The 24,717-nt window shown below is 50.5% G+C and carries 20 protein-coding genes; 9 read left to right on the top strand and 11 right to left on the bottom strand.

What is annotated here, in order from left to right; genetic code table 11:
- Nucleotides 1-258 precede the first annotated feature (258 nt).
- A complete protein-coding gene (locus Q0X97_RS01935) occupies nt 259-609 on the bottom strand; it encodes an arsenate reductase (protein ID WP_302065774.1) in 351 nt (116 codons plus the stop codon).
- A 115-nt stretch (nt 610-724) separates the two neighbouring features.
- Between Q0X97_RS01935 and Q0X97_RS01930 the strand changes: the two genes are divergently transcribed.
- From Q0X97_RS01930 to Q0X97_RS01915, 4 genes are all read left to right on the top strand, one after another.
- Nucleotides 725-1,378, top strand: coding sequence for a hypothetical protein (locus Q0X97_RS01930; RefSeq protein ID WP_302065765.1), 654 nt, complete (start codon nt 725-727; stop codon nt 1,376-1,378).
- Nucleotides 1,379-1,517: 139 nt separating this feature from the next.
- Entirely contained in the window at nt 1,518-4,163 is a 2,646-nt protein-coding gene (locus Q0X97_RS01925) for a type VI secretion system Vgr family protein (RefSeq protein WP_302067660.1), read from the top strand.
- Complete coding sequence (locus Q0X97_RS01920; protein ID WP_302067108.1) at nt 4,156-6,114, top strand: phosphatidylserine/phosphatidylglycerophosphate/cardiolipin synthase family protein; 1,959 nt, start codon at nt 4,156-4,158, stop codon at nt 6,112-6,114. The genes Q0X97_RS01925 and Q0X97_RS01920 overlap by 8 nt, the downstream gene beginning before the upstream one ends.
- 3 nt (nt 6,115-6,117) lie before the next feature.
- The gene (locus Q0X97_RS01915) at nt 6,118-7,356 is read left to right on the top strand and encodes a DUF6396 domain-containing protein (RefSeq protein WP_302067109.1); all 1,239 of its coding nucleotides are present in this window, start codon (nt 6,118-6,120) and stop codon (nt 7,354-7,356) included.
- Between the two features lie 66 nt (nt 7,357-7,422).
- Here the strand turns inward: Q0X97_RS01915 and Q0X97_RS01910 are convergent, their stop codons facing one another.
- On the bottom strand, nt 7,423-8,082 hold the full coding sequence (locus tag Q0X97_RS01910; RefSeq protein WP_302067110.1) for a cytochrome b/b6 domain-containing protein: 660 nt from the start codon (nt 8,080-8,082) through the stop codon (nt 7,423-7,425).
- A 65-nt stretch (nt 8,083-8,147) separates the two neighbouring features.
- Here Q0X97_RS01910 and Q0X97_RS01905 point away from each other — a divergent pair, with 65 nt between their 5' ends.
- Nucleotides 8,148-9,035, top strand: a complete 888-nt coding sequence (locus Q0X97_RS01905; RefSeq protein ID WP_302067111.1) for an NAD(P)H-hydrate dehydratase — start codon at nt 8,148-8,150, stop codon at nt 9,033-9,035.
- A gap of 196 nt (nt 9,036-9,231) precedes the next feature.
- Here Q0X97_RS01905 and Q0X97_RS01900 read toward each other — a convergent pair whose 3' ends face one another.
- Nucleotides 9,232-9,645 (bottom strand): DUF417 family protein, encoded by a 414-nt coding sequence (locus Q0X97_RS01900; RefSeq protein WP_302067112.1) that lies wholly within the window; start codon nt 9,643-9,645, stop codon nt 9,232-9,234.
- Nucleotides 9,646-9,947: 302 nt separating this feature from the next.
- Here Q0X97_RS01900 and Q0X97_RS01895 point away from each other — a divergent pair, with 302 nt between their 5' ends.
- The gene (locus tag Q0X97_RS01895) at nt 9,948-11,681 is read left to right on the top strand and encodes a hypothetical protein (RefSeq protein WP_302067113.1); all 1,734 of its coding nucleotides are present in this window, start codon (nt 9,948-9,950) and stop codon (nt 11,679-11,681) included.
- Nucleotides 11,682-11,805: 124 nt separating this feature from the next.
- Here Q0X97_RS01895 and Q0X97_RS01890 read toward each other — a convergent pair whose 3' ends face one another.
- From Q0X97_RS01890 to Q0X97_RS01880, 3 genes are all read right to left on the bottom strand, one after another.
- A complete protein-coding gene (locus Q0X97_RS01890; RefSeq protein ID WP_302067114.1) occupies nt 11,806-12,471 on the bottom strand; it encodes a YecA family protein in 666 nt (221 codons plus the stop codon).
- 69 nt (nt 12,472-12,540) lie between these two features.
- Nucleotides 12,541-13,335: an RNA methyltransferase gene (locus Q0X97_RS01885; protein ID WP_302067115.1), complete on the bottom strand. Its 795-nt coding sequence runs from the start codon at nt 13,333-13,335 to the stop codon at nt 12,541-12,543.
- Nucleotides 13,336-13,451: 116 nt separating this feature from the next.
- Nucleotides 13,452-14,690 carry an NAD(P)/FAD-dependent oxidoreductase gene (locus Q0X97_RS01880; RefSeq protein ID WP_302067116.1) on the bottom strand — a complete coding sequence of 413 codons (1,239 nt, stop codon included), beginning with the start codon at nt 14,688-14,690 and terminating at the stop codon, nt 13,452-13,454.
- Nucleotides 14,691-14,925: 235 nt separating this feature from the next.
- Here Q0X97_RS01880 and Q0X97_RS01875 point away from each other — a divergent pair, with 235 nt between their 5' ends.
- Entirely contained in the window at nt 14,926-15,441 is a 516-nt protein-coding gene (locus Q0X97_RS01875) for an RDD family protein (RefSeq protein WP_302067117.1), read from the top strand.
- A 212-nt stretch (nt 15,442-15,653) separates the two neighbouring features.
- A complete protein-coding gene (locus Q0X97_RS01870; protein ID WP_302067118.1) occupies nt 15,654-18,149 on the top strand; it encodes a TonB-dependent receptor in 2,496 nt (831 codons plus the stop codon).
- A 68-nt stretch (nt 18,150-18,217) separates the two neighbouring features.
- Here Q0X97_RS01870 and hemF read toward each other — a convergent pair whose 3' ends face one another.
- The 5 genes from hemF to Q0X97_RS01845 form a co-directional block, all read right to left on the bottom strand.
- Nucleotides 18,218-19,123, bottom strand: a complete 906-nt coding sequence (hemF, locus tag Q0X97_RS01865; RefSeq protein ID WP_302067119.1) for an oxygen-dependent coproporphyrinogen oxidase — start codon at nt 19,121-19,123, stop codon at nt 18,218-18,220.
- 105 nt (nt 19,124-19,228) lie between these two features.
- Nucleotides 19,229-21,367 carry a polyribonucleotide nucleotidyltransferase gene (pnp, locus tag Q0X97_RS01860; protein ID WP_302067120.1) on the bottom strand — a complete coding sequence of 713 codons (2,139 nt, stop codon included), beginning with the start codon at nt 21,365-21,367 and terminating at the stop codon, nt 19,229-19,231.
- 287 nt (nt 21,368-21,654) lie between these two features.
- Nucleotides 21,655-22,113 (bottom strand): Holliday junction resolvase RuvX, encoded by a 459-nt coding sequence (ruvX, locus tag Q0X97_RS01855; RefSeq protein WP_302067121.1) that lies wholly within the window; start codon nt 22,111-22,113, stop codon nt 21,655-21,657.
- Entirely contained in the window at nt 22,106-22,654 is a 549-nt protein-coding gene (locus tag Q0X97_RS01850) for a YqgE/AlgH family protein (protein ID WP_302067122.1), read from the bottom strand. The genes ruvX and Q0X97_RS01850 overlap by 8 nt, the downstream gene beginning before the upstream one ends.
- Before the next feature lie 121 nt (nt 22,655-22,775).
- Nucleotides 22,776-23,579, bottom strand: coding sequence for an outer membrane protein assembly factor BamD (locus Q0X97_RS01845; protein WP_302067659.1), 804 nt, complete (start codon nt 23,577-23,579; stop codon nt 22,776-22,778).
- Between Q0X97_RS01845 and rluD the strand changes: the two genes are divergently transcribed.
- The gene (gene rluD / locus Q0X97_RS01840) at nt 23,578-24,702 is read left to right on the top strand and encodes a 23S rRNA pseudouridine(1911/1915/1917) synthase RluD (RefSeq protein WP_302067124.1); all 1,125 of its coding nucleotides are present in this window, start codon (nt 23,578-23,580) and stop codon (nt 24,700-24,702) included. The two genes, Q0X97_RS01845 and rluD, sit on opposite strands and share 2 nt — an antisense overlap.
- The last annotated feature ends 15 nt before the right edge of the window (nt 24,703-24,717 follow it).

Genomic DNA, 24,717 nt, shown 5'->3' with positions numbered 1-24,717 from the left:
CCGTCGGCATTTTCCGAAACCGGCCGACAACGGAAAAAACACGTATAAACCGCGGTAACGATACAAATATACCTTATATATACCGACAGGCCGTCTGAAAATATAAACTGCACCTCCAACTTAATGAAGGTGCAGTTTGCTTGCGGGCCGATACACTCCAAACTTCCGATATCAACAGCACGGTTCGAATGAATTTAACCGTACTCCGAATTCAAAAAGGAAGTGCATATTTTCAGACGGCCTTTCGTTGCCAATCCCTTATTTAGCGAAAATCTCTTCGTAAGAGGCCGTCTGAAAACCGGCATAAAACCGCCCGTTGCAGTTCAAAACAGGGCGTTTGATCAAACTCGGCTGCGCAACCATCAAACCCACGGCACCTTCCCGAGTATCGGCCAACGCCTGTTCTTCAGCGGTAAGTTTGCGCCAAGTCGTGCCGCGTTTGTTGAGCAGCGTTTCCAGCGGAATATCCTTCAGCCAGCTTTGCACCAACCCTTCATCCGGCGGCGTTTTTTTGAAATCGACAAATTCGGCAACAATACCGTTTTCCGCCAACCAAGCACGGGCTTTTTTAACGGTGTCGCAGTTCGGAATACCATAAATAATCGTCATCGGATTCACTTCGATATATTTCAGACGACCTGTATTGTACGGATACCGGAAGGGTTTGTCATGAAGCATGAAAAGGGCTATGCTAGCAGCCGTTCCCTACATCTTGGAGATACGCATGAATAAACTTACCCTAACCGCAGCCGCCTTGCTGTTGGCCGCCTGTTCCAACGGCAACAATGCCGATAAAACAACCTTCGAAAAAACCATCAACCGCTATGCATCAGGCAACAGCGTTTGCCTGCCCATCGCCTTGAACGTACAAAACCATAACGGTATCAATATCATATCAACCGACACCGTTTTAGGAGAGCCCGTTATCAAAATCGTCGAAAAAAACCTCGACGGCAAAAACGTTAACGAACAAGCCATCAAACAAATGCAGATTCTCGACAGCGAAGGCTTATATAAAAAAGGCGAATCCGAAACATTGAACGTACTCGACAGCAAAAACAACATCAAAATCCGCGTATACACATTAACCGAAAAAGGCCAAACCCGTACCCGACTTACCCCGCAAGGCCCGCGTTTCTGCCTCGGCAAACAAACCGTTAAAAAAATCAACTGGTTTACCGAACCCGCCCCCTACAACGGCGTGATCATGACCAAAGTATCTTACGAAGCCCGCTTCGAACCGGAACGTTGGGCGGAAAAACTATTGAAAGAAAGCGGCAAAGACTGGGAACATGCCAAACAAGACGTTCACCAAACCGCCACACTGATTAAAACCAACGACGGCTGGCGCGATATTCGCGAACTGAAACAGCCGTAAACACTCTATTTGGCCAACCAATAAAGGCCGTCTGAAACAAGCCGCTCAGCTTTTCAGACGGCCTTTCATTTAAACCGGATAGCATAACAATACCCGTATGGTTTAAAATCTTGCTTATTTTTCCAGCAGATTGCCTATCATGCAAACCCAATCCTACCATCTCCGCTTCTCCCGCTTCAGCCCCAACCTTTCCGTCGTCTCCTTCACCGCCAGCGAAGCCCTCAACAACACCTACCGTCTCGATATCGAACTCACCTCCAGCGATGCCGACCTACCGCTGTCGTCGTATATCAACCAAACCGCCACCTTTACCGTTACCCCCGTCAGCTCCGATGCGTTAGGATTAATCGAAGGCATGCTCGCCCCCGATGCGTTGAAAAGCTGGCACGGCATCATCACCCGTTGCGAGCGGCTGGACACCTCCGCCGACGAAACCCGTTACCGTTTGATGTTGGAGCCGCGTTTAGCGGCTCTAACACACTTTACCGCCTCGCGGCTGTTTCAAAACCAATCCGTGCCCGACATCATCGCCGCGGTGTTGAAGCACCACCGCTTCGCCGGTGTCGATTTCCGTTTCCACACTTCGCGCGAGTACGCCGTACGCGAGTATGTAACCCAGTATCAGGAAAGCGACTTCGCCTTCATCAACCGGCTGTGCGAGGAGGAAGGCATCTGGTACGCCTTCGAACAACATGAGGAGTATGGCGATGTGGCGGTATTCGGCGACGATGCCGGCCATTATTGCCGCCGCAGTAGTCTGCCGTATCCCTACCGGCCTCAGGCGGGGTTGGAGAGTGTCGGTGCCGAGGCCTTCCATACCTTCAACACCGTCCACAACCCGATTCTCGAATCCATTCGTGTCGGCGACTACAACTACCGCGCTGCCGACAGCGACCTATGGTCCGAAGCCACGGCAAAGAGTGCCGACAGCGACAACAGCGTCTTACTCGGCCGCGACAGCCGTTGGGGTTTACACCACAAGACTCCCGAGGAAGCGCAACTGCAGACGGCGTTACTGCAACAGCTCGATCACTGCCGCCGCATTGTCGCCTCCGGCAGCGGCAACGTGACCGCCGTCAGTCCGGGACGGGTGTTGCAGACGGCCCCGTCCTTAGCCGAAGCCGAACACGGTTGGCTGATCGTGTCGGCCCAGCATCACGGCGGCCGCAGCGACAGCTACCGCAACAGCTTTACCGCCATTCCCGCCGACAAGGTGTTCCGCCCCGAACGGATTACCCCGCTGCCGAAGATCCAAGGCAGCTTACCCGCCAGAATCACCAGCCCCGGCAACTACACCTACGCCTATATCGACAACATGGGGCGTTACCGCGTCAAACTGCCGTTCGACCTCGACGAATGGAGCCCGGGCGGGGAAAGCCGCCCCATCCGCTTAGCCAAACCCTATGCCGGCCCCGCCTACGGCCAACACTTCCCGCTCCACGAAGGCACCGAAGTGATGTTGTCGTTCGTGCAGGGCAATCCCGACAGACCCTACATCAGCGGCGTGATGCACGACAGTTCCCACCCCGACCACGTGCCCGCCGACTGGAACACCCGCAACGTTATCCGTACTTGGGCCAATAACAAACTGCGGATGGAAGACAAACAGGGACAGGAACACATCAAACTGGCGACCGAATACGGCAAGAGCCAGCTTAACCTCGGCCATATCGTCGACGGCCAACGACAAAAACGAGGTGATAACGGCGAAGGCTTCGAGTTGCGTACCGACAGTTGGGGGGCTCTGAGGGCGGGTAAGGGTTTGTTCATCAGTGCCGATGCCCAAAATCAGGCTTCGGGACAGGTATTGGATATGGATGCCGCCATTGCCCAAATGGAACAGGCACTCAGTTTGGCCAAAAGCCTCAACCAAGCCGCCCACACCGCCAAAAACGAAGCCACCGCAGCCGAAGCACAGGCCGGCCGTCTGAACGACAGCCTCAAACGGTTGCAACGCGCGGGCATCATCCAATCCGCTCCCGACGGCATCGCCACCGCCACCGCGCAAAGCCAACTGCACAGTGCCGGCCAACACATCCACCACATCAGCGGCGGCGACACCGACATCAGCGCCGGCCAAAACTTCACCGCCCATGCGGTCGAGAGCGTCAACCTGTTTGCCCAAAGCAACGGGGCGAAGTTACAGGCCAATCAGGGCAAAGTGGAGATTCAGGCACAGAACGATGAAATGCAGATCAACGCCCTCAAAGATGCCGTCTTAACCAGCAGTGCCGGCAAAGTAACGGTAGCGGCGAAAGAGGAAATCCTGCTCACCAGTGGCGGGGCATATATCCGGATTAAGGACGGCGAGATTGAGTTGGGATGCCCGAAGGTGGTGCGGGTAAAGGCGGCGGCTTGGGAGGTTACGGGGCCGCAGACCATGAATTTGGCTCATCCGGAGTGGCCCCAAACCTTACCTAAACGTCCGATGCGTATTGGTTTACACCAGTCTCCACATTCGGATAATTTCTATATCGGTATGCCATATAGGCTTTACGCCGATGGCACAGAAATTCAAAAAGGCGTAACAGACAGAACAGGTTATATCAATATCGAACATGAAATACCGACAAGCAGGTACAAAATTGTTTTTGCGAACGGAACAGAATTCGTAGTACCGATTACAGACGAATTTAAAGAAAATACCTCAAGAGACGAGATAACCAATCAGGGTTTCCATGCTTTGAAATACAACGGCTTAAAACTTTCTCCGTTACAACAGGCAAAAAAATACTTTGAAATTATTAATGGTAAACAAGATTCCGAGGAGTCTGAAAATGAGTAAATGCACGGCAGCAACAGCCACGACAACAAAATTGAGCACCAATGTTTCTATGAACTGGTTTTTAGACAAAACAGAAGACTGTTCTCCTCCTGTGGCGGCAACGTTCAAACCGTTGATTAACGGAAAAGAAGCATTTACAACGCTTCACGAAAAAATTGAAAAAGCCGACTCGTCGATTGATATTGCCATATGGGGGTTTCAACCCTCCATGCATTTCAAGAGAGATGGTAAAAGCAAATGCATTGGCGATTTACTGATTGAAAAAGCAAATGCGGGGGTGCAGGTTCGCATATTGGTTTGGAGCATACCTTTCAAGCTGCAAACTTTTAAAGAGGCCAATATGGGAAATGCACCAGGTGTCATTGAAAGTGGTGTACCAGGTGTTACACAAGAGCAACGGGATTATGATGCGAAGTGGTATCTGGCAATTGAAGGAAAGCTGCATACAACGTATCAAAGCCCTCAAGGAGCTGACAATGATACAGTCAAAATCAACATGCAAAAACAATACAACTTGCAGCGTAAATATCCTTTACTAATGGAATTTTCCAAATCCCAAGCAAGAAAAAACCTGCAATTTCGTACTCGTAGTGTTGCAGCTCAAGAGAATAACTACTTAGATAAAGAACTACCGACAAAGGCTGAATATATATTAAATAAATTTCCTTCACACCATCAAAAAACCGTTTCGATTGATATCGAAAAACCTTCACAGGCGATAGGTTTTGTGCTTGAGCACAATATGATTGACAATTACTGGGATGATAATAGTCATTTTTACGGCAAAATATCGCCTCCCAACAAAGGTAAAAATGTAGAAACACCTTTACAAGACGTATCCAGCATTGTCAGCGGTGAAGTCTTATGGTTTATCAACCGCAACTTCTGTCAATCATGGGATCGCGTCAGCAATGAAAAACTGGAAGAAAAAAGAAAAAAACTGACTCTTGACCAATACCCGTTAAATAAGTCATTGGGCACACCGCTTATGGCGCAAATTCTACGCACATACGACAAGCCCGATATTGAGGACATAAAAAAGATTTACCTACAAAATATTAAAAAAATCTCCAGCTATATCTATACCGAAAACCAGTATTTCAGATGGCCGCCACTGGCAGAAGCATTTATCCAACACTGGCAAAATCTGCGCAAACAAGGTCGGCCTGCCAGCATGCCTATTCATTGGTTTGCCATAACCAACAGTTCAGACGACGGATTGGGCAAAGGTACGTTTACTACCAACAAGATGTTGGAAAAATTAGGGCGGCAGGATGTGATGCCGAATGTTGGGGTTACAGAAAGAAAAAGCGAAGTCAAAAATTTGAGCTTGGCACTGTCTGCATCATCGACCCATCCAAGCCGTCGTCTTGGTACCAAGCAAGAAGCCGAATTTCAGAAACGTAGGGAAGAGCTGTTAAACCAAGGCGTAGAATACTCGGGAGAAAAATATCAGCCTTACACCAAAGAAGCCGAAAAAATTCGTGAATCCGATGTGGTAAAACAGCTGAAAAAAGAACTTGGAGTAAAAGTACATGTTTGCACCTTAACCGCATCCAATGCTTGGAAAGAGGTTTATATCCATTCCAAAGTAACCGTTATTGACGACGTATTTACCGTAATCAGCTCAGCCAATCTAAACACCCGCAGCATGCAGGTAGACACCGAGTTGGGTATTTTTACCGAAAGTAAAGCGGTTGCCCAAAAGTTGCGCAAAGATTTGTGGAAACTGCATACCCGAGATTTACACCGTGCTGATAGCGATCCGTTAAAATACAGCGCAAAAGCCAACCCCAACGGTATGCATGATCCAGCAAATGCAAAAATTGCTTTTGAAAGATGGGGTAAATTAATGAAAAAAAACAAAGAGCAAATAGAAAACGGCATGCCCCCCTTGTACCCCTTGTGCGAATTTCTACGGCTGGATCCCAAAATCACCACTTTGGATTAACACATGAAACGTTCCACAAAAATCACTTTGTCCGTGCTCGCCCTTATCGGCTTGGCACTCTATATGGCCTACCGATGGATTGCCTGCATCGATATGGGCGGCACCGGACAAGGCAAACCGGATTTCTGCTACAACAAACCCAACTGGTTTGAACGGCAGCAAGCAAAAAGGGAAACCATGAAAAACATCGAAGAAATCAAACGAAACCTCGAATTCACCTGCGTACACGAACAGCGCCCGCCTTTATCGGAAGAAACACAGCAGCTCTATCATTACGCGCTGCACCGCGATTTGAACCATATGTGGCCGGGTGAACGCGGCGACGGTTTTTGGGACAAACTGCTGCCCTATTACCGCATCGCCGCCGCCAACGGCGACTATAAAGCCAATGTGCGCCTGCAATTCATTCTCAGCGACGGCTGGACACAAGTGCCTGAGATAGAAGCGGAAATAGAAGTGCATCAGCTCAATAAACTGCTGCAAAAACAACTCCCCGCCACCGCCTATTACCTGCTCAAAGGCTATATCGAAGACGGCTACGGCGTTTCCGCCCCGCCAGACAGCGAACTGGCCTTTCTGCGTAAAGCCGCCGATATGGGCAGTAGGGATGCCCAATTCGTTTTGGGTAAAACACTTATGGGAATCGATGATAAAGAAACACTTCAATTTCGTTTGGAACTGAAACGCAAACTCTACCGCTGCGCTTCCGAACAAGGCCAGGGAGATGCATCAGAATGGCTGGGGATTGATTTACAAAATATCAAACAATATCCGGAAGCGGTAGCGGCTTTTTACCAAGGCGTAAAGAACGGCAACAGCCAATCAGCCTTATGGCTTGTAGACGGCTTTCAAGGCCTGGAGTTAAACCTTACTCCGGATGCCGAACGAGCACGCCGCTACGAAGCCATCAGAGACTATCTTTCTACTTACGACTTCATGTCTCCCAAAGTCCCTGATTTGGATGAAATAGTGCCATTACCTCCAGCACCATTGCCGGACTGGGACGGCAAAATCGCCTTCCAACGCTGGGTAGAGGGGAAAGAACCGCCCAAACCCTCCGACGAATTGATGCAAAAACTGGCCGATCAAGCCAAGCTGGATGTGAAAACAGGCCTTCCTATTGCCACACCAACCCAACCGGAAGCAGCCAAGGCATATTCTGCCAACCCTGTTTCCTCGAGCCCGCCGCAGAAACCGCAACTCCTGTCTTGGCGGCAAAAGTTTAAAAACCTGTTGTCTTGAAATATGCTTGAGGCCGTCTGAAAATCTTTCAGACGGCCTGTTACATTCTTTCAAAATTCCAAACTGTTAAGATAACCCCAACACCACCCACACTACTGCCGCAGCCACCGCAACGGCGGCGATAAATTTACCGGCTCCGGCAAATTTCAGCACGGGCAGTTTGCCTTCGAGGTATTTATAACCGGTAATCATCGGGGTGATAAGGTTGTGTTTCTTCACAAAGCGGTACAGCAAAATCGTGGCAACGTGTACTGCGGCCAAGCCCAATAATATATTGAAAAAAGTGATATGGATTTTGCGTATTGCGCTGCCGGTATCTTCGCTGATTAAAGCGTTCAGATAGCCGTTGTTGTCGAACGTGTTTTCGTCGGGCGAGAACAAACCGGTTGTTACCTGAAACAGCACTGCTCCGAGCAAAGCCAGCACCATCAGGGCACCCAGAGGGTTGTGTCCGGGTTGTTCGTTTTCGGTAATTTCGCCGCGGATATAGCGTTTAATTTGTGCAGGGCCGCGGACAAAGCCGGCAAACCGTGAGGTGTCGCTCCCCCAAAGCCCCCAACACACTCGGAAAACGGCCAAGCCAAGAATCAGCAGCCCTACGCGCAAATGCCACAGCAACATGTTTCCGCCTGTTTCTGCGCTATACCACATAAAGGCAATTGCCAGAACCAGCGTCCAGTGAAATATACGTGTGGGTAAATCCCATACTTTTAATTTTTGCTTCATATATTACTTTCATTTATGATGGTTTGTGTCCGGTTATTGTAACCAATTTGTATTCTGGAATCATTATGTTTTCCGCTGCTTATCAAACTTTGGATTTCGACACACAGTTTCAGACGGCCTTACGGTTTCCGCAAGTATTCAGCCCCCGCGACAAAAACAGCCATAAGGGTACGCACGGTACGCTGGGCATTATCGGCGGATCATCGGGTATGAGCGGTGCGGTTATTCTGGCGGCGACGGCGGCCATTTATACCGGCTGCGGTAAAGTGTGGGCAGGCTTCAATCAACCTGCCCTACCTTTGCCGGTTATTCCCGAACGCCCTGAAATTATGCTTGCCACCGCGCCGATATTGCAGCAACGCGATGATGTCAATGCATGGGTAATCGGTTGCGGTTTGGGTCTGGACACAAATGCACTTGCTACTCTGCACACCGGCTTAACCGCTCATACCGAAACCCCTCTGCTGCTTGATGCCGACGCGCTTACCTTATTGGCCCGCCATCCCGAATCAGCAGAAAAAGCGAAACAACGCCGCACTTTAGTGCTCACGCCCCACCCTGCCGAAGCTGCCCGTATGCTCGATATCTCTACCGCCGAAGTGCAAGCCGACCGCCCTGCCGCCGCACGCCGCATCAGCAGCAATTTCAACGCCTATACCGTACTGAAAGGCCGTCAAACGCTGGTATGCAACCCCAACGGCAATCTCTACGCCAACCACAGCGGCAATGCAGGTTTGGCTACCGCAGGCAGTGGCGATGTCTTAAGCGGCATCATCGGCAGCCTGCTGGCTCAAGGCATCGACACGGAGCAAGCGGTATGTGGCGGCGTATGGCTGCATGGTGCGGCTGCTGATGTATTGTGGGATTCGGAAATCGGTGAAATCGGCATGCTGTCCGGCGAAATCGCTCCTGCCGCCCGCTGGCTGAGAAACCGTATTGTTGCTGCTTTATAAGCTGCGCTTTGTTTTAAATATTTGAGGCCGTCTGAAAACTTTTTTCAGACGGCCTCAAATATCAACATTAATCTCTATGTGCGGAAGCGAATCAATTTGCCGGCTCCGCCGTTTAGGAATCTCTTCCCTCGCCAAACAAATTAAATAATCCTGTTCGGTAAAGCGGTAATTTTCCTAAATTGGTTTAAAAGAAAGATCATGCCGGTTTGCCCAAATCATGTTTCAACAACACCAAGCCGATACCCATCAACATAACATCTTTGAAAACAAAGCTATTAAAGCCAATCTGCGGCAGCAAACTCAGTGTAACCAAACCGGTAACGATAACCAAAACATCTCCCGTAATGCTCAAACGCGGTTTGAAAAAGCCCAAAAACAATGAAATATAAGCCACACCTTCTACAACACCGAGAAGATAGCTGGCACCATGGGCACCTAACAACGGATAAAGGAAAGCCATCCAAGTGTTCTTCAGCATGCCTTCTAAAATATCCACTTCAAACTGCATCCATTTGAAAATGCCGAAAGTTAAAAAAACCACAAATACACCTGCACGCAGGGCGAAAATATCAAAATCCGATTTTCGGAATGCTTGAATCAATTTTTCCATTTTTATCACCTAATCATCTGTTAAAAAAAATCTACATATTTAAATAGACCTTGCGAAATAGACGTTCATTCCTATTAAAACTTACATGAATGTCGGCTTTCTTTATCCAACAGCAGCAAACAAGCAGTATTTGAAACCAAAAGGCCGTCTGAAACCAAACATTTCAGACGGCCTCTATCTTGCTCAACCGCAAATTCCATTAAGCTGGCAAACCATAGAACTTTTACCGCCGCACGTACTCTTTAACACATATACCTTATTGATATGCTGACGAATATTTATTCACACAATGGAGAATGACGATGAGTACAAAACAATGGTTAGGCATCAACGGCGCCGAAAGCCGCGACACCGATAACAACGAATTCGATTCAAACAACGGGCTGCTTAAGTTTACCGGCCAAGTTGCCGAAGAAACCGACAAAATCGAAATCCATGTTTACAGCCCCGCAAAAGACATAAACAATCAAATCATCGAACAACACTTCCAAAAAAGCGCCATCCCCATCAATCAAGACGGCACGTTTACAGCAGAGTTGGGCATTCCGTCCTCCACCAGCGGCGATATCCGGGTCGAATTAAAAGCGTTCGACAAACAAGGCAACGTTACCACTACCCAGATGACCGGCTACTTGGACGGCAACGAACAGGAAATCGACATTGTTTCCGACAGCGGCGTCATCAAAGACAACGAAAACGCATGGCACAGCTATTCCAACAATCTGGAAATCAAAGGCAAAGTGGAGGCCGGCAGCAAATTGGTTCTTATCAGCGAAGGTTATGAAAAACCAAGCCACGCCATGAAAAACATTACTCATTTAATTGATGAAAACGGCAATTTTTCCTACAAACTCGACAACCTCTCGCCCGGCAACCACGTTATCAACGTCGCTTCTACCGATGCCGATGGCAATCTCGCCTCGGAGCTGTTCCACATCAGCATCGGCCGCAAGCCCGGCGGCGTGGTGATGATTGATGGCGACGAAAATGTTTGGACGGCGAAGGGCAAAGAAATCAGCGGTTCACTGTTCGACAACCTGCATCCCGATTCTCGCGCCGCCTCACCGCGCATCACCTCTTTTTCCGTCGACGGGAAACATGCCAAAGTCGGCGAATCGATTGATATCGACAACGTAGGTACCATTAAAATTGAAAACGACCGATACACGTTCACTCCGTTTGCCGACTTTACCGGACGCGTTCCCGACATCACCTACCATTCCACCACCCAACTTGCCCCCGGTATCCGCCGCTCTTTCCCCCGCGAGCCGGATAACGATGATTCCGTGCTGTCCATCCGCGTTAACGATACCGCTGGCAATCCCTACGAATACCGATTGGAAGCAGGCGACAACGCCCGCGGCAAAAACGCCGAGCTGCAAGGCAATATGGGTAAAGACGTTTTAATCGGCGATATGCGCAACAGCGCCGAATTGGATATCAACGGCGAAAAAATCACCTACACCGTCAAAGCAACGCACGACACCCTCGAAGGCAACAACGGCAACGATATTTTGTTCGGCGACAACATCAGCACCGCAGGGCTGGATTTCAAAGCCGAAGACGGCAGCGATGCCTTCCATGCCTTGCAAAACTACGTCGGCGAACATCTCGGCAGCACAAGCAACCATGCCGTGCGCCACTTCATCGAAGAAAACTGGGCGCAACTGCTTGACCGCAGCAGCAACGGCGGTAACGACACCCTGCTCGGCGAAGCGGGTAACGACATCTTAATCGGCGGAGCCGGCGACGATTATTTATTCGGCGGCGCAGGCAAAGACAGCTATGTGTTCGTAACCAACAGCGACAGCGGCCACGATACCGTCGTCAACTTCGATTTCGACCAAGACAAATTGGTGTTTACCGAACTGCTGGATAAAAAACAGCACTTTCTGGAATGGGATCAGGAAGAGCATGTTTTATCTTTCCGCGGCGTGAAAGACGGCCAAACTTATCAGAATTCGATAACCTTCGAGGGCATCAAGTCCGATGTTACTTTAGACGATATTTTGAAAGTTCAGGAAGTATTGGGTTAATCATCGACGGCTGAGTTTTTTATATCATCGCGCCGAGTAATCGGAATAAGGCCGTCTGAAACCAAACATTTCAGACGGCCTTATAAAGTTTTTCAAAGCAATCCGCTGCAATCAGTAGGAAAACTCAGACGCTTTTGCCGCAGCAAGTCTTATACTTCTTGCCGCTCCCGCACGGGCACGGGTCGTTTCGGCCTATTTTTTCACTTTCGCGGTGCACAGTTTTTGGTTTGTTAATCACACTCTGCCAATAGTAATAAATATCTAACAGCACATGTGGCAGTTCGGATTCGAGCTGGGTCAGCTCCCGATTGGTGAGATGCAGCACCATTTCGCCGTTTTCGTCTTCGTCGTAAATACCGCCCAACGCCATAATCGGGTAAAACAAATCTTCAAATTCTTCGTCGTCGATGGTTTCAAACCAATCGGTAGGCACAACATCAAGCGCGTAAAGATAGGCATTACACCAAGTATGGAAATCGGGATGCTCCGCCGCATCTTCATACAGCCATAAATCGGGCAGCATTTTTTCCTGAAACTTCATGCGCATGTCTAATACCATGCTCATCACCAGTGATTCGATTTCGTCGCACTCTTCTTGGCTGAACAGGCTTTCATCCCCGACAACTTCCGGCAGCCATTCGGATGTATTCAAATCATCGGGGCCGGAAAGCAGCGCCATCATATATGCCTGCACTTCGTCACAGCGCATGGTATTGGCGGTTTCCGCTTTGGCATCGAGCAACTCGGATAGCCTTTGCAGAGAGGCTTCATCAAACGGTCGCAATTGCATGGTTGTTCCTTATATTCGATATTTTTCGGAAATTCTAATATAAGGCCGTCTGAAAACAATGATTTTGGGTTAAACGGACTTTATTTGAAGCCGCTGGCGCATTTGCTCGAACAAACACACCGTTGCCGCCATCGCCACATTCAGCGATTCGGTTTGCCCGGCCATTGGAATTTTCACGCAACCGCCCGCTTTTTCAAGCAATGCCCCGCTGATGCCGCTGCCTTCGTTTCCGAATATCCATGCCGCAGGTTCCCGCAAATCCATCCCGTAGAGGCTGTGGTTATTGCGTTCCGACAAAGCCGTCGCCCAGATTTTGCCGGAGTAATCCGCACACCATTGCTGCAAATCAACACGGGAAAAAATATTAAGCAGAAAATGTGCGCCCATACCGGAACGCAATACTTTAGGCGACCACACGTCGGCACAGTCCGGGCTTAAAACCAACTGTTTCACGCCCGAAGCGGCGGCACTGCGGATAATCGTGCCGACATTGCCGGGGTCTTGCACACGCTCCAACACCACGCAATCGCCCTGCTTCGGCAGCGCCGGCGGTTCGGGAACCTTAATCAGAGCCATCACGTCTTCGGCTTCGGTAAGACTGGTGATTTTCGACAGGGCGGCGTGGCTTACTACGGTAACGACACTCTCGGGCAACCGTGCCAATAATTCGCCGATTTCGGTTTGACGAATTTTGGATTCAGGCACGTAAACCTGTTGCACGGGCAATCCCGCCTGCAAACAGGTTTGCAAAAGATGCACGCCTTCCAGCACGGTTTGGCCGTATTCACGCCGTGCTTTGGCCTGGGAAAGCAGCTTGGAAAGGTGCTTGAGTTGTTCGTTGTGAGCTGAAGTAATCTGTTTCATGGCTACCATTATATAGTGAAGCAACCGAACCGTTCCACGGCACGGCGGTTCTCACGGATAGTCATACAAGCAGGCCGTCTGAAAATTTCAGACGGCCTGCACGGTTTGATATCCCGTTAATGCTGTTTTGCTTCGCCCACCAATTCGGCCAAAGCATTCAAGCGGCGTTCGGACTTCGCCACATAAGGGTTTTCGGTATCCCACGCGTAACCCGCCAAAATCGACGACAGCATGCGGCTGATGTCGGAATTGCAGTTTTCGGCATAAATCACATCTTGGAAGCGGCCGTTATACCAGCCGGTAACATAAGTACGGAAAGTGTTCACACCCAGCATCAGCGGTTCGGCAAATTCGGTCTGCCAATCGGCGGCTTTGCCTTTAAGCTGCTTTCCGAGCAAATCGGCCGCCAGCTTCGATGAATGCATGGCGATGGTTACACCCGATGAAAACACGGGGTCAAGAAACTCGGAGGCATTGCCCAACAAGGCAAAATGCTTGCCGTATAAAGTTTTCACATTGGCGGAATAGCCTTGGATACTACGGAACGGAAATTCGTTTTCCCACACGGCTTTATCCAAAATTTCGGCCAGCATCGGGCATTCGAGGGCAAATTTTTTCAACACGGTTTCCGCATCGCCGGCCAACGTTTCGGGCAGGCCGACCACGCCGATGGAACAGCGGTTGTCGCCGAAAGGAATCGTCCACAGCCATACGTCGCGGTGTTCGGGGTGGGTGGTAATCAGGATTTTATTACGGTCGAATTTAGAGTTGTCGATATTGTCGTCGATATGGGTGAAATGGGCGATGCGCAGCGGTAGATCGGAAGGGGTTTCCAAGTCGAGCAGGCGCGGCAGCACCCGCCCGTAGCCGCTGGCATCCAACACAAACCGCGCCCGCAATTCATATTGTTCGCCTTTATCGGTTGCCACGCTCAAAACCGCCGCATCGCCGCTGTTGTCGAACGCGGTAACGCCGTGGCCAAAACGCACCTCCGCACCTTGCTTGGCGGCTTCGTCAATCAGGATTTTGTCGAACACGGCGCGGCGCACTTGAAAAGTGGTGCCGGGGCCGTCTGAAAACTTGTCGGTAAAGTCGAAATAAGTATAGCGGTTGCCCCAAGTGAAAGCCGCCCCGTTTTTAAACTGAAACGACGGTTCGGCTTTCACGGCATCTGAAAATCCCGCTTCCTCAAGCATTTCCATACAGTGCGGCAGCAGGCTTTCGCCGATCACGAAACGCGGAAAATGCTGTTTTTCCAACACGCATACGCTGAATCCCTTTTTAATCAGCAACGCTGCGGCAACCGAACCCGAAGGGCCCGCACCGATAATGGCGACATCAAACGATTTATTCATATTTCTCTCTCTGTTTCAGGATATTTTTAAGACGGCCTTAACGCAAAAACTCAAGCTATTATCGTATGTTTGCACAGCAAGCGGCAACGGCTCCGTTCAGGCAAAAGGCCGTCTGAAAGGCTTCTGTTTTTCACTGATATGTCGCGAAACGTTTGTTTCTACCAGTGCGCCAAAGCTGCCCACAAGCAGCGCGGTTTCTGCTAATATCCGCGCAGTTTATTAGCACGAAGCCATCATGTCTGATTTTCCTACCGCCCCGCTCAAACGCCGTTTCGCCGCCCTGCTCTACGAAGCCCTGCTCATCGGTGCCGTTACCGCCGTTGCCGCGTTAGCCGCCGGTGCTGCGGCCATGTTGTTGAACGCCGTTTCTCCGGTTCTTGCCAGCCTTGCCGCCACATTGTTGCTGCTCGGTGCATGGTGGCTCTATTTCAAAGCAAACTGGCACAAACAAGGGCAAACGCTGCCGATGCGCGTCTGGAAAATCGGCCTGACCAATTTTCACCGCGCACGCCCGCCGCTGTCGCAACTGCGCCTGCGTTTTATGTGGGCATGCGTATTTATCGTTTTTGTGCCTATGCTGGCTTACGCCGCTCTGCGCCACTTGCTCGGCATCCCGCCCAAACCCGCGTTCGGCGCGGCATTGATTTGGTGGATATTGCCGTGGGGATTTGCGCTGTTAAACCCCGACCGCCAGTTTTTATACGATTATTTGGCTGGCACCCGATTGGTGGATTTGAAAGAAAAAAAATAACGGCATTTACATTTTACATCGACACAGAGGCCGTCTGAAAACTTTTTCAGACGGCCTCTCTTTTAATATCAAGTTAAATTTTTTATATGTGAAATTGATATTACTCACATCTTGCCGTTGACTTCTTAACTTAAATTAACTTAGAATGCAAACGTTATATTATAACAACACTAAAAGAGGTTAATTTAACAATGTTTGCAAAAAAAATAATCATGTTATCGTTGTTGGCAGTAGGCAGCGGAGCATGGGCTGAAGTAGTTGAAAATAATGAAACACTGCCTGAAGTTAACGTGAAAGCCAAACGCATTGCGAACCAATCCCTGCCTTTTGCGCAAGGGCGCAAAGCGAGCGATGTAGTCATCAACGGTGAAAAATTCAAAACCCGTTCCGCCACATTGGGAAACGCACTGGCAGGTGAATTGGGCGTACACAGCAACCCGTTCGGCGGCGGAGCCAGTGCGCCGGTTATCCGCGGCCAAGAAGGTGTGCGGGTAAAAATTCTACAAAACGGATCAGACGTGGTCGATATGTCCGCCCTATCTCCCGACCATGCCGTTGCAGCCGACACGCTGCTTGCCAAACAAGTGGAACTGGTGCGCGGCACACCCACATTGATGTATGCCTCCGCATCGCCGGCGGGCGTAGTCAACATTGTCGACAACCGCATTCCCGACCGAGTGCCGGTAAAAGGCTATGAAGGCGAAGCAGTGGTGCGTTTCGATACCGCAAGCCAAGAAAAAGCGTCTACCGTAGGCGCTACATTGGGCGTGGGCGACCACATCGCCATCCGTGCCGAAGGTTTGGCACGGAAATCGGAAAACTATAAAGTGCCCGGCATCAATTTAGGCGAGAAACTGTATTACCTGCCGGATTCCAACAATAAATCCCATGTCGGCACGATAGGCGCATCATGGATAGGCAGCAAAGGCTATATCGGAGCATCATACAGCCATCGCAAAGATGAATACGGCATACCGGGGCATAACCATATGTTTGATCCATGTAGCGCACATATATTCGATATACAGGGGAATGATTTCAAACATTATGATTATTTGAATGTATATCCGCATTTGATGGGCGACGAGCATATGGTAAAAAAACTCCATTTTCATTGCGGTACGCCCTACGATGCAAACGAACCCCACAACCATAACAATGTTTATGGGCACAAACATGATCATAGCGGCCCGGGGCCGCAAATAGAAATGCGCTCAAAACGTTATGATCTGCGGGGGGAATGGCGCAAACCGTTTCCCGGCATAGACAAATTCAAAGCAAGCATAGCTTACGCCGATTATTTCCACGATGAGCTCAATGACGGCAAGTTTTATGATGATAAAGACTACGGCGACTCTGCTAGAAAGCTGAAAAGAAAAAAAGCTATGGAAAGAAAAGGTAAACCTGACGCCAGCTTTAGCAACAAAGGTTTCAACACCCGTTTGGAAACCTATCATACCCCCATTGGTAACCTGAAAGGTGTATTCGGCATCCAATATCAAACACAAAAAAGCCGTGTTGAACAGTACCATGAGCGTTTTTTTAAAGACCGGCATGTATTGGCACCCAACACCAACAAGCAATTCAGCCTGTTTGCGGTAGAGCAATACCGCTTGAAAGATTTTATCTTTGAAGCCGGTGCGCGTTGGGAAAAACAACGTATTCCGATTCATTACGACCACGACGCACTGAACCGCTACATCGCCAATCATGAAAACGAATTTAAAAAAATCGAACGTCCCGACCTTTCGGCCTATAAACAAAAAGCTTTTTCATATTCGGGCACTGCATTATGGGACTTTCACCCCAATTACCGCCTCTCTTTGAGCGCTTCGCACAACGAAAGACTGCCTACACCGATGGAGCTTTACTATCACGGCAAGCACCTTGCAACCAACTCTTTCGAGCATGGCAATAAAAATTTGAAAAAAGAAAGTTCAAACAATTTTGAAATCGGCCTGATCCATCAATCGGAAAAATGGGACTACAAAATCAGCGCCTATCATAACCGTTTCCACAATTACATTCACAACGAGAGTCTGCACAGAAGCGGTAACCTGTTTATCCGCCGCTACAACCAAACCAAAGCCCGTTTCTACGGTATAGAAGGCGAAGCCGGATACCGTTTCCTGCCCGGACACAAAGCCACGGTATTCGGCGATTATGTTCGCGGCAAACTGGTTAACCTGCCTAATATTTACGGAGATAAAATCTACGGGCCGGGATACGACTGTACCGATGCTTCCGGCGACATCGATACCTGCTACGATTTAATCGGCATAGAAACCGTGCATCAGCCCGACCGCAACGCAGCACGCGTGCCGCCCGCCCGTCTCGGGTTCCGCCTCAACAGTGAATTCAATGAACGTTGGTCAGGATCACTAGAATACACCCGTGTGTTCGCTCAAAATAAAACGTCGACATCTTTGTTTACCAAAGAAAGAAACCTGACTGAAGAAGAAGAGGAAACCGGAGAAATAAAAAGCAGCAAACTTGTGCCGGTGCCGATTTTAGAAGATGCTACCAAAGGTTATCATCTGGTCAACGCAGGCATCAGCTATCGTAACAAACTCGGAAAATCGAAATATACCGTATCATTAAACGGTAACAACCTGTTGAACGAAAAAGTATATATTCATAATTCTTACCTGCCTTATGTACCGCAGATGGGCAGAAATTTTGTGTTTAACTTCAATTTGCAATTTTAAAACAACCGCTAGGCAAGAGGCCGTCTGAAATCTTTTTTCAGACGGCCTCTTTCATGATTCCGAGCAGCTTAAGCCAATTTCTCCAACCAATCGCGCGGTTTCAGAAATTCGTTCAAGCGCGCTTCGGGCGTGCCTGCTTCAGGCTCGTGAGCGTATTCGAACCGCACCAGCGGCGGCATCGACATCAAAATGCTTTCGGTGCGCCCGCCGCTTTGCAGGCCGAACAGTGTGCCTCTGTCCCACACCAAATTAAATTCCACATAACGGCCGCGGCGGTAGAGCTGGAATTGGCGTTCGCGCTCGCCGTATGCCGTGGCTTTTCTGCGGGCGACGATGGGGCGGTAGGCTTCGACATAACCTTCGCCGACGGCGCGGATGAAATTCAGGCAAGTATCGAAATCCCAACGGTTCAAGTCGTCGAAAAACAGCCCGCCCACACCGCGCGTTTCGCCGCGGTGTTTGAGGTAGAAATACTCGTCGCACCATTGTTTGTAGTGCGGATAAACATCGGCACCGAAAGGCGTGCACACGGCGGCGGCGGTTTGGTGCCAGTGCAAAATATCTTCTTCAAACGGATAAAACGGCGTTAAATCGAAACCTCCACCGAACCACCACACCGGCTCTTTGCCTTCGGGGTAGGCAATAAAAAAGCGCACATTGGCATGGCTGGTGGGCACATAAGGATTTTTCGGATGGATAACCAACGATACGCCCATCGCTTCAAACTGCGCGCCGGCCAGCTCGGGGCGGTATGCGGTGGCGGATGCGGGCATGGCATCGCCTTTCACATGCGAAAAATTAACTCCCGCCTGCTCGAACACGGCACCGTTTTTCAAAACTCGGCTCTCGCCGATGCCGAGTTTGCTTTGCCATTGGTCGGCAACAAAACGGGCTTCGCCGTCTTCTGCTTCCAAGGCGGCGCAGATGTGGTTTTGCAGCATTTTCAATACTGCCAATACGGATTCTGTATACATGATTTTTCCTTATTTTTCCGTCCATCGTTTTTTCAGACGGCATCGGTAATAAACGGAATAAGGCCGTCTGAAATCTTTTTCAGACGGCCTCTTGTGCAGACCGGATTACGACTCGCCGTCAGCCTGTTGCTCTTGGCGCGGCTCGCGTTCGGGCGCTTCGATCAAAGCTTTCATCGACAGGCGCACACGGCCGCGGTCGTCCACTTCTAATGCTTTCACTTTCACGTTTTGGCCGACTTGTAGGTAGTCGCTCACGTTTTTCACGCGCTCGTGGGCGATTTGGCTGATGTGTACCAAACCGTCTTTACCCGGAATCACGGAAACGATGGCGCCGACGTTGTTATCCAACAGTTTCAACACGGTGCCGTCGTACACTTTGCCCACTTCCACTTCGGCGGTGATTTCTTCGATGCGTTTTTTCGCCGCATCGCCCGCTTCTTGAGTGGTGGCGGCAATGGTAATCGTACCGTCGTCGGCAATGTTGATTTCGGTACCGGTTTCCGCAGTAATCGCGCGGATGGTTTCGCCGCCTTTGCCGATCACATCGCGGATTTTGTCTTGGTTGATCTTCATGGTAAACAGACGCGGAGCATGTTGGGATAGCTCTTGCGGGCCGTCAACCGCTTCTTTCATTTGCGCCAGAATGTGCATACGCGCTTCTTTGGCCTGTTCCAAAGCAATCTGCATGATTTCTTTGGTAATACCTTGAATCTTAATGTCCATTTGCAGCGCGGTAACACCTTCGGTGGTACCGGCCACTTTGAAGTCCATATCGCCCAAGTGGTCTTCGTCACCCAAAATGTCGGTCAACACGGCGAATTTATTGTTTTCCAAAATCAAGCCCATGGCGATACCGGCAACATGCGCTTTCAACGGCACACCGGCAGACAGCAGGCTCAAACAGCCGCCGCACACGGAGGCCATCGAAGACGAACCGTTAGACTCGGTAATTTCGGAAACCACGCGCATGGTGTAGCTGAATTCTTCCGGAGAAGGCAACACAGCAACCAGCGCGCGTTTGGCCAAACGGCCGTGGCCGATTTCGCGGCGTTTCGGCGCACCCATACGGCCCACTTCACCGGTAGAGTATGGTGGGAAGTTGTAGTGCAGCATGAAGCGGTCGGTGTATTCGCCGCTCAAGGCATCAATGATTTGCTCGTCGCGCTGAGTGCCCAAAGTGGCCACTGCCAAGGCTTGGGTTTCGCCGCGGGTAAACAAGGCGGAACCGTGGGTGCGCGGCAATACGCCGGTTTGGATGTTGATCGGGCGCACGGTGCGGGTGTCGCGGCCGTCGATACGCGGTTGGCCGTCCAAAATCTGGCCGCGCACAACATCGGCTTCCAGTTGTTTGAAAATGCCTTTGATTTGGTTGGCGGTAAGCGTGTCGGTTTCTTCGGTAATCAACGCATCTTTAACCGCATTCCATGCTTCGTCGAGCTTGGCGGAACGGGCTTGTTTTTGGCGGATTTTGAACGCTTCGCCGATGGTCTCGCCGGCGATTGCACGGATTTTTTCCACCAATGCGCTGTCGGTTTCGGCAGGTTTCCAATCCCATACTTCGGGGTTGACTTCGTCGGCAAATTCGTTGATGGCATTAATTACGGCCTGCATTTGCTCGTGGCCGTAAACCACCGCGCCCAACATCACGTGCTCGGGCAGCTCTTGCGCTTCGGATTCCACCATCAGCACGGCTTTTTGCGTACCGGCAACCACCAAATCCATTTGCGATTTCGCCAGTTGCACTTTGGTCGGGTTCAGCACATAAACGTTATTCACATAACCCACGCGCGCAGCACCGATCGGGCCGGCAAACGGCACGCCGCTCAACACCAGCGCGGCAGAAGCACCGATCATGGCAGGGATATCGGAGTCGATTTCGGGATCAACGGAAACCACCATCGCTACGATTTGGATGTCGTGGTAGAAACCTTCGGGGAACAGCGGGCGGATGGGGCGGTCGATTAAGCGGCTGGTAAGGATTTCTTTTTCGCTTTGCTTGCCTTCGCGTTTGAAGAAACCGCCGGGGATTTTACCCGCAGCATAAGTGCGCTCGAGATAATCAACCGTCAGCGGGAAAAAGTCTTGGCCTTCTTTAACGTCTTTATTGGCGGTAACGGCTACCAAAACCACGGTGTCGCCCATAGAAACTTTCACGGCTGCCGCGGCTTGGCGGGCGATTTCGCCGGTTTCGAGGGTAACGGTGTGTTCGCCGTATTGGAAAGATTTAACGTGTTTGTTGAACATTTCGTTCCTTTCGGTAAGAGCCGCAGCCGCTAAAACACTAATGATGCACACAAGCTGAATATATGTGCATGGTTAGGGTTTCAGGCAGGCTTTGGCTCAGGTTAGATACGTTTTCAGACGGCCTGTGTTGCTTCAGGCCGTCTGAAAAAGAATTATAACGTGAAACAAGGGCGGACTCCAAACGGAATCTGGTGTGCCAAGTGAATATCACTGCATGCAAAAGGCCGTCTGAAAACAAGGCTCCGGCAAAGCTGCAACCTTGTTTTCAGACGGCCTTCGTTTAATTTTCAACCGGTTTCCCCGCCGTTAAAATACTCGGCCGCACCGCCTTCGAAAAAACTCTGCAAAATAGCTTGGGCGGCCACTTGGTCTAACACTTGTTTTTGTTTGCGGCCGAACACTTGCGCTTCCGCCAGCAGGCTTTCGGCATAGAGCGACGACATCCGTTCGTCCACCCAATAAACCGGCAACCGAAACCGCCCCTGCAAACGGCGGCCGAATTTACGGCTCAAGCGGGTAAGCTCGTGCTCGGTTCCGTCGGCATGAACAGGCAGCCCCACCACCAACTGCACCGGCTGCCATTCGTCGACCAATTTGGCAATCGCGGCAAATTTGACATCATTACCCTCTCCCGCAACGGTGGCAAGCGGGTGCACCGTGCCTACTTCGGCATCGCCTTCCGCCACGCCGATGCGCGCCTCGCCGAAATCAAACGCCAACGTTGTGCCGTGCGGTGCTTTAAGCATGCCCCGACCCGCTCATAATCAGGTTGGGATTGATGCCGATTTTGGCAAACGCGGCTTCGTACCGCTCGGCATAAGGTAAATCAAACAAAATATGCATGTCGGCAGGCACGGTCAACCACGCATTTTCCGCCAGCTCGCGCTCAAGCTGGCCTGCTTCCCAACTTGCATATCCGATGCTGACAACGGCTTTATCCACCGCATCGGGCCGCGACAAATTCTCAATAATATCGCGCGAAGTGGTTAATGCAACGTCGTTGTTTACCACCAAACTGCTCTGCCAGTCGCCCACTGGCGTGTGCACCACGTAACCGCGGTCTATCTGCACCGGCCCGCCCATCATTACCCATTCGTTTTGGAAACGCTCGGGGATATTGGTATCGGCGGCAGCAAAAATCAAATCCATCGTTACCGGCGAGGGTTTGTTGATAACAATGCCCATTGCGCCGTCTTCGTCGTGTTGGCATAAATAAACCACGCTGCCTTCGAAAAACGGGTCGTCCATCGAAGGCATGGCCACCAGAAAATGATCTGCTAAATTCATGGCAAAATTCTCTCGAATATTTTTACCGCACATGGGGTCATGTTTGGCTTTTACAAGCAAAGGCCGTCTGAAACGGGTGTTTCAGACGGCCTTTATCATAATGATACCGATTTCATGCTTTTTACTTCCAATAACGCCACCACGGCATGCCGTCCACGCGCCATTCTTTTTGCAGATACGGGCTGTTGGGGAAGTTTTTCTCCAACACGCGGCGGGCATCGTCTGCCAACCCGAGTTGGTTGATGCGGCGGTAGGCCAGCTCCATGATGGCCAGCGACTCTTCCACAAAACGGGTGTTTTGATATTGCTGCACCACTTTTTGCGCGCGGTTGGCGGCTGCCAGATAAGCGCCGCGTTTCATGTAATAGCGGGCAACGGCGATTTCATTGCCGCCCAAAGCATCAACCAATTTGGCCATACGCTCGGTGGCATCGCCTACATATTTACTGTTGGGGTATTGGGAAACCAACTGCGAGAAAGCCTGATACGCTTCACGGTTGGCTTTGGGGTCGCGGTCGGACCAGTCTTGCGAAGCCAGTTTGTTCAGGAAAGACTTATCTTCGTTAAACAATACCAAGCCTTTGAGGTATAAAGCATAATCCATATTGGGATGCTGCGGATGGTTGCGTTGGAAGCGGTCGATGGCTGCCAGCGCTTTTTCCGGTTCGTCGTCTTTATAATAGGCGTATGCGGTATCCAATTGCGCCTGTTGCGCGTAGCGTCCGTTAGGGAAACGTGATTTCAAAATTTCGTATAACTTAACGGCTCGCGTATAATTGTTGCTGTTTAACTCGTCTTGGGCTTCGGCGTAGAGTTTTTCCACCGCCCAGTCTTGAGTAATTTGAGCATCTTTGTCGATTGTGCCTGTCGAGGCGCAGCTGCCCAGGGCAAAACCTAAAGCAACCACTAAAAGAATTTTTTTCATGCAGAACTCTTCCTTTGAAAATGAAGCCGATTATAACGATGATTTGGAATTTTCGGCAGCCCCTGATGTAGAAAGTTGCGTTAATTTAACCGTTCCGGTTGATTTGGCGGGTACGAGACTGGATGCGGTGCTGGCCAAACTTCTGCCCGACTATTCCCGCAGCCGCCTGACTTCGTGGATTAAAGAAGGCAGCGTGCAGGTTAACGGAAAACCCGCCCAGCCGAAAGACAAAATGATAGGCGGCGAATTCATCGATGTAACCGTACGCCCCAGCGAAGAAAACATTGCTTTCACACCCGAAGCAATGGATTTGGACATTATTTACGAAGACGACACGGTCATCGTGCTGAACAAACCCGCCGGCTTGGTGGTGCATCCGGCAGCCGGCAACTGGACGGGCACGCTGCTCAACGGCCTGTTGGCGCATTGCCCCGAATTAAGCCAGATTCCGCGTGCCGGCATCGTGCACCGGTTGGACAAAGACACCAGCGGCCTGATGGTGGTGGCCAAAACCCTGCCCGCCCAAAACGCTTTGGTACAGCAGCTTCAAGCGCGCACGGTAAAGCGCATCTACCGTGCCGTAGCCAACGGCATCGTGCCTTTCGACGGCAAAATCGATACTTTAATCGGCCGCGACCCGCACAATCGCCTGAAAATGGCCGTAGTCAAATTTGGCGGCAAACCCGCCGTTACCCACGTTAAAGTGCTTGAGCGTTATCTTGCCCACAGCTACATCGAATGCTCGCTCGAAACCGGCCGCACCCATCAAATCCGCGTGCACATGCGCGAAGCCAATCATCCTCTGGCCGGTGATCCTGTTTACGGCAATCCGCGCCATTCTTGTTCCGACACCGCCAAAGAAGCGGTAAAAGGTTTGGCGCGCCAAGCCCTGCATGCTTACCGTTTGAGCTTCGTCCATCCCGCCACCGGCGAAACGGTGTCGTTTGAAGCGCCGATTCCGCAAGATATGTATCACCTGCTTTCGGTATTGCGCTTGGAAGCCGGCTTAGATTCCTCGTTAAGCCACGAAGCGGAATGGCAGGAAAAAATCGGCAACGATGAAGACGACGACGATTGGAACGACGACGATTACGATGTCGAAGTGGTGTACGTGAGAGATTGACGAACCAACCGAAAA

Source organism: Neisseria sp. MVDL19-042950, from assembly GCF_030504625.1.
Taxonomy (GTDB): domain Bacteria; phylum Pseudomonadota; class Gammaproteobacteria; order Burkholderiales; family Neisseriaceae; genus Neisseria.
The sequence above is the reverse complement of the archived record's forward strand: the minus strand, read 5'-3'. Positions and strand labels throughout refer to the sequence as shown.

Bases quoted from the DNA above. Each gene is read 5' to 3' on its own strand.
- Q0X97_RS01935 (WP_302065774.1), bottom strand. From the start codon at position 609: ATGACGATTATTTATGGTATTCCGAACTGCGACACCGTTAAAAAAGCC.
- Q0X97_RS01930 (WP_302065765.1), top strand. From the start codon at position 725: ATGAATAAACTTACCCTAACCGCAGCCGCCTTGCTGTTGGCCGCCTGT.
- Q0X97_RS01925 (WP_302067660.1), top strand. From the start codon at position 1,518: ATGCAAACCCAATCCTACCATCTCCGCTTCTCCCGCTTCAGCCCCAAC.
- Q0X97_RS01920 (WP_302067108.1), top strand. From the start codon at position 4,156: ATGAGTAAATGCACGGCAGCAACAGCCACGACAACAAAATTGAGCACC.
- Q0X97_RS01915 (WP_302067109.1), top strand. From the start codon at position 6,118: ATGAAACGTTCCACAAAAATCACTTTGTCCGTGCTCGCCCTTATCGGC.
- Q0X97_RS01910 (WP_302067110.1), bottom strand. From the start codon at position 8,082: ATGAAGCAAAAATTAAAAGTATGGGATTTACCCACACGTATATTTCAC.
- Q0X97_RS01905 (WP_302067111.1), top strand. From the start codon at position 8,148: ATGTTTTCCGCTGCTTATCAAACTTTGGATTTCGACACACAGTTTCAG.
- Q0X97_RS01900 (WP_302067112.1), bottom strand. From the start codon at position 9,645: ATGGAAAAATTGATTCAAGCATTCCGAAAATCGGATTTTGATATTTTC.
- Q0X97_RS01895 (WP_302067113.1), top strand. From the start codon at position 9,948: ATGAGTACAAAACAATGGTTAGGCATCAACGGCGCCGAAAGCCGCGAC.
- Q0X97_RS01890 (WP_302067114.1), bottom strand. From the start codon at position 12,471: ATGCAATTGCGACCGTTTGATGAAGCCTCTCTGCAAAGGCTATCCGAG.
- Q0X97_RS01885 (WP_302067115.1), bottom strand. From the start codon at position 13,335: ATGAAACAGATTACTTCAGCTCACAACGAACAACTCAAGCACCTTTCC.
- Q0X97_RS01880 (WP_302067116.1), bottom strand. From the start codon at position 14,690: ATGAATAAATCGTTTGATGTCGCCATTATCGGTGCGGGCCCTTCGGGT.
- Q0X97_RS01875 (WP_302067117.1), top strand. From the start codon at position 14,926: ATGTCTGATTTTCCTACCGCCCCGCTCAAACGCCGTTTCGCCGCCCTG.
- Q0X97_RS01870 (WP_302067118.1), top strand. From the start codon at position 15,654: ATGTTATCGTTGTTGGCAGTAGGCAGCGGAGCATGGGCTGAAGTAGTT.
- hemF (WP_302067119.1), bottom strand. From the start codon at position 19,123: ATGTATACAGAATCCGTATTGGCAGTATTGAAAATGCTGCAAAACCAC.
- pnp (WP_302067120.1), bottom strand. From the start codon at position 21,367: ATGTTCAACAAACACGTTAAATCTTTCCAATACGGCGAACACACCGTT.
- ruvX (WP_302067121.1), bottom strand. From the start codon at position 22,113: ATGCTTAAAGCACCGCACGGCACAACGTTGGCGTTTGATTTCGGCGAG.
- Q0X97_RS01850 (WP_302067122.1), bottom strand. From the start codon at position 22,654: ATGAATTTAGCAGATCATTTTCTGGTGGCCATGCCTTCGATGGACGAC.
- rluD (WP_302067124.1), top strand. From the start codon at position 23,578: ATGCAGAACTCTTCCTTTGAAAATGAAGCCGATTATAACGATGATTTG.
- Q0X97_RS01845 (WP_302067659.1), bottom strand. From the start codon at position 23,579: ATGAAAAAAATTCTTTTAGTGGTTGCTTTAGGTTTTGCCCTGGGCAGC.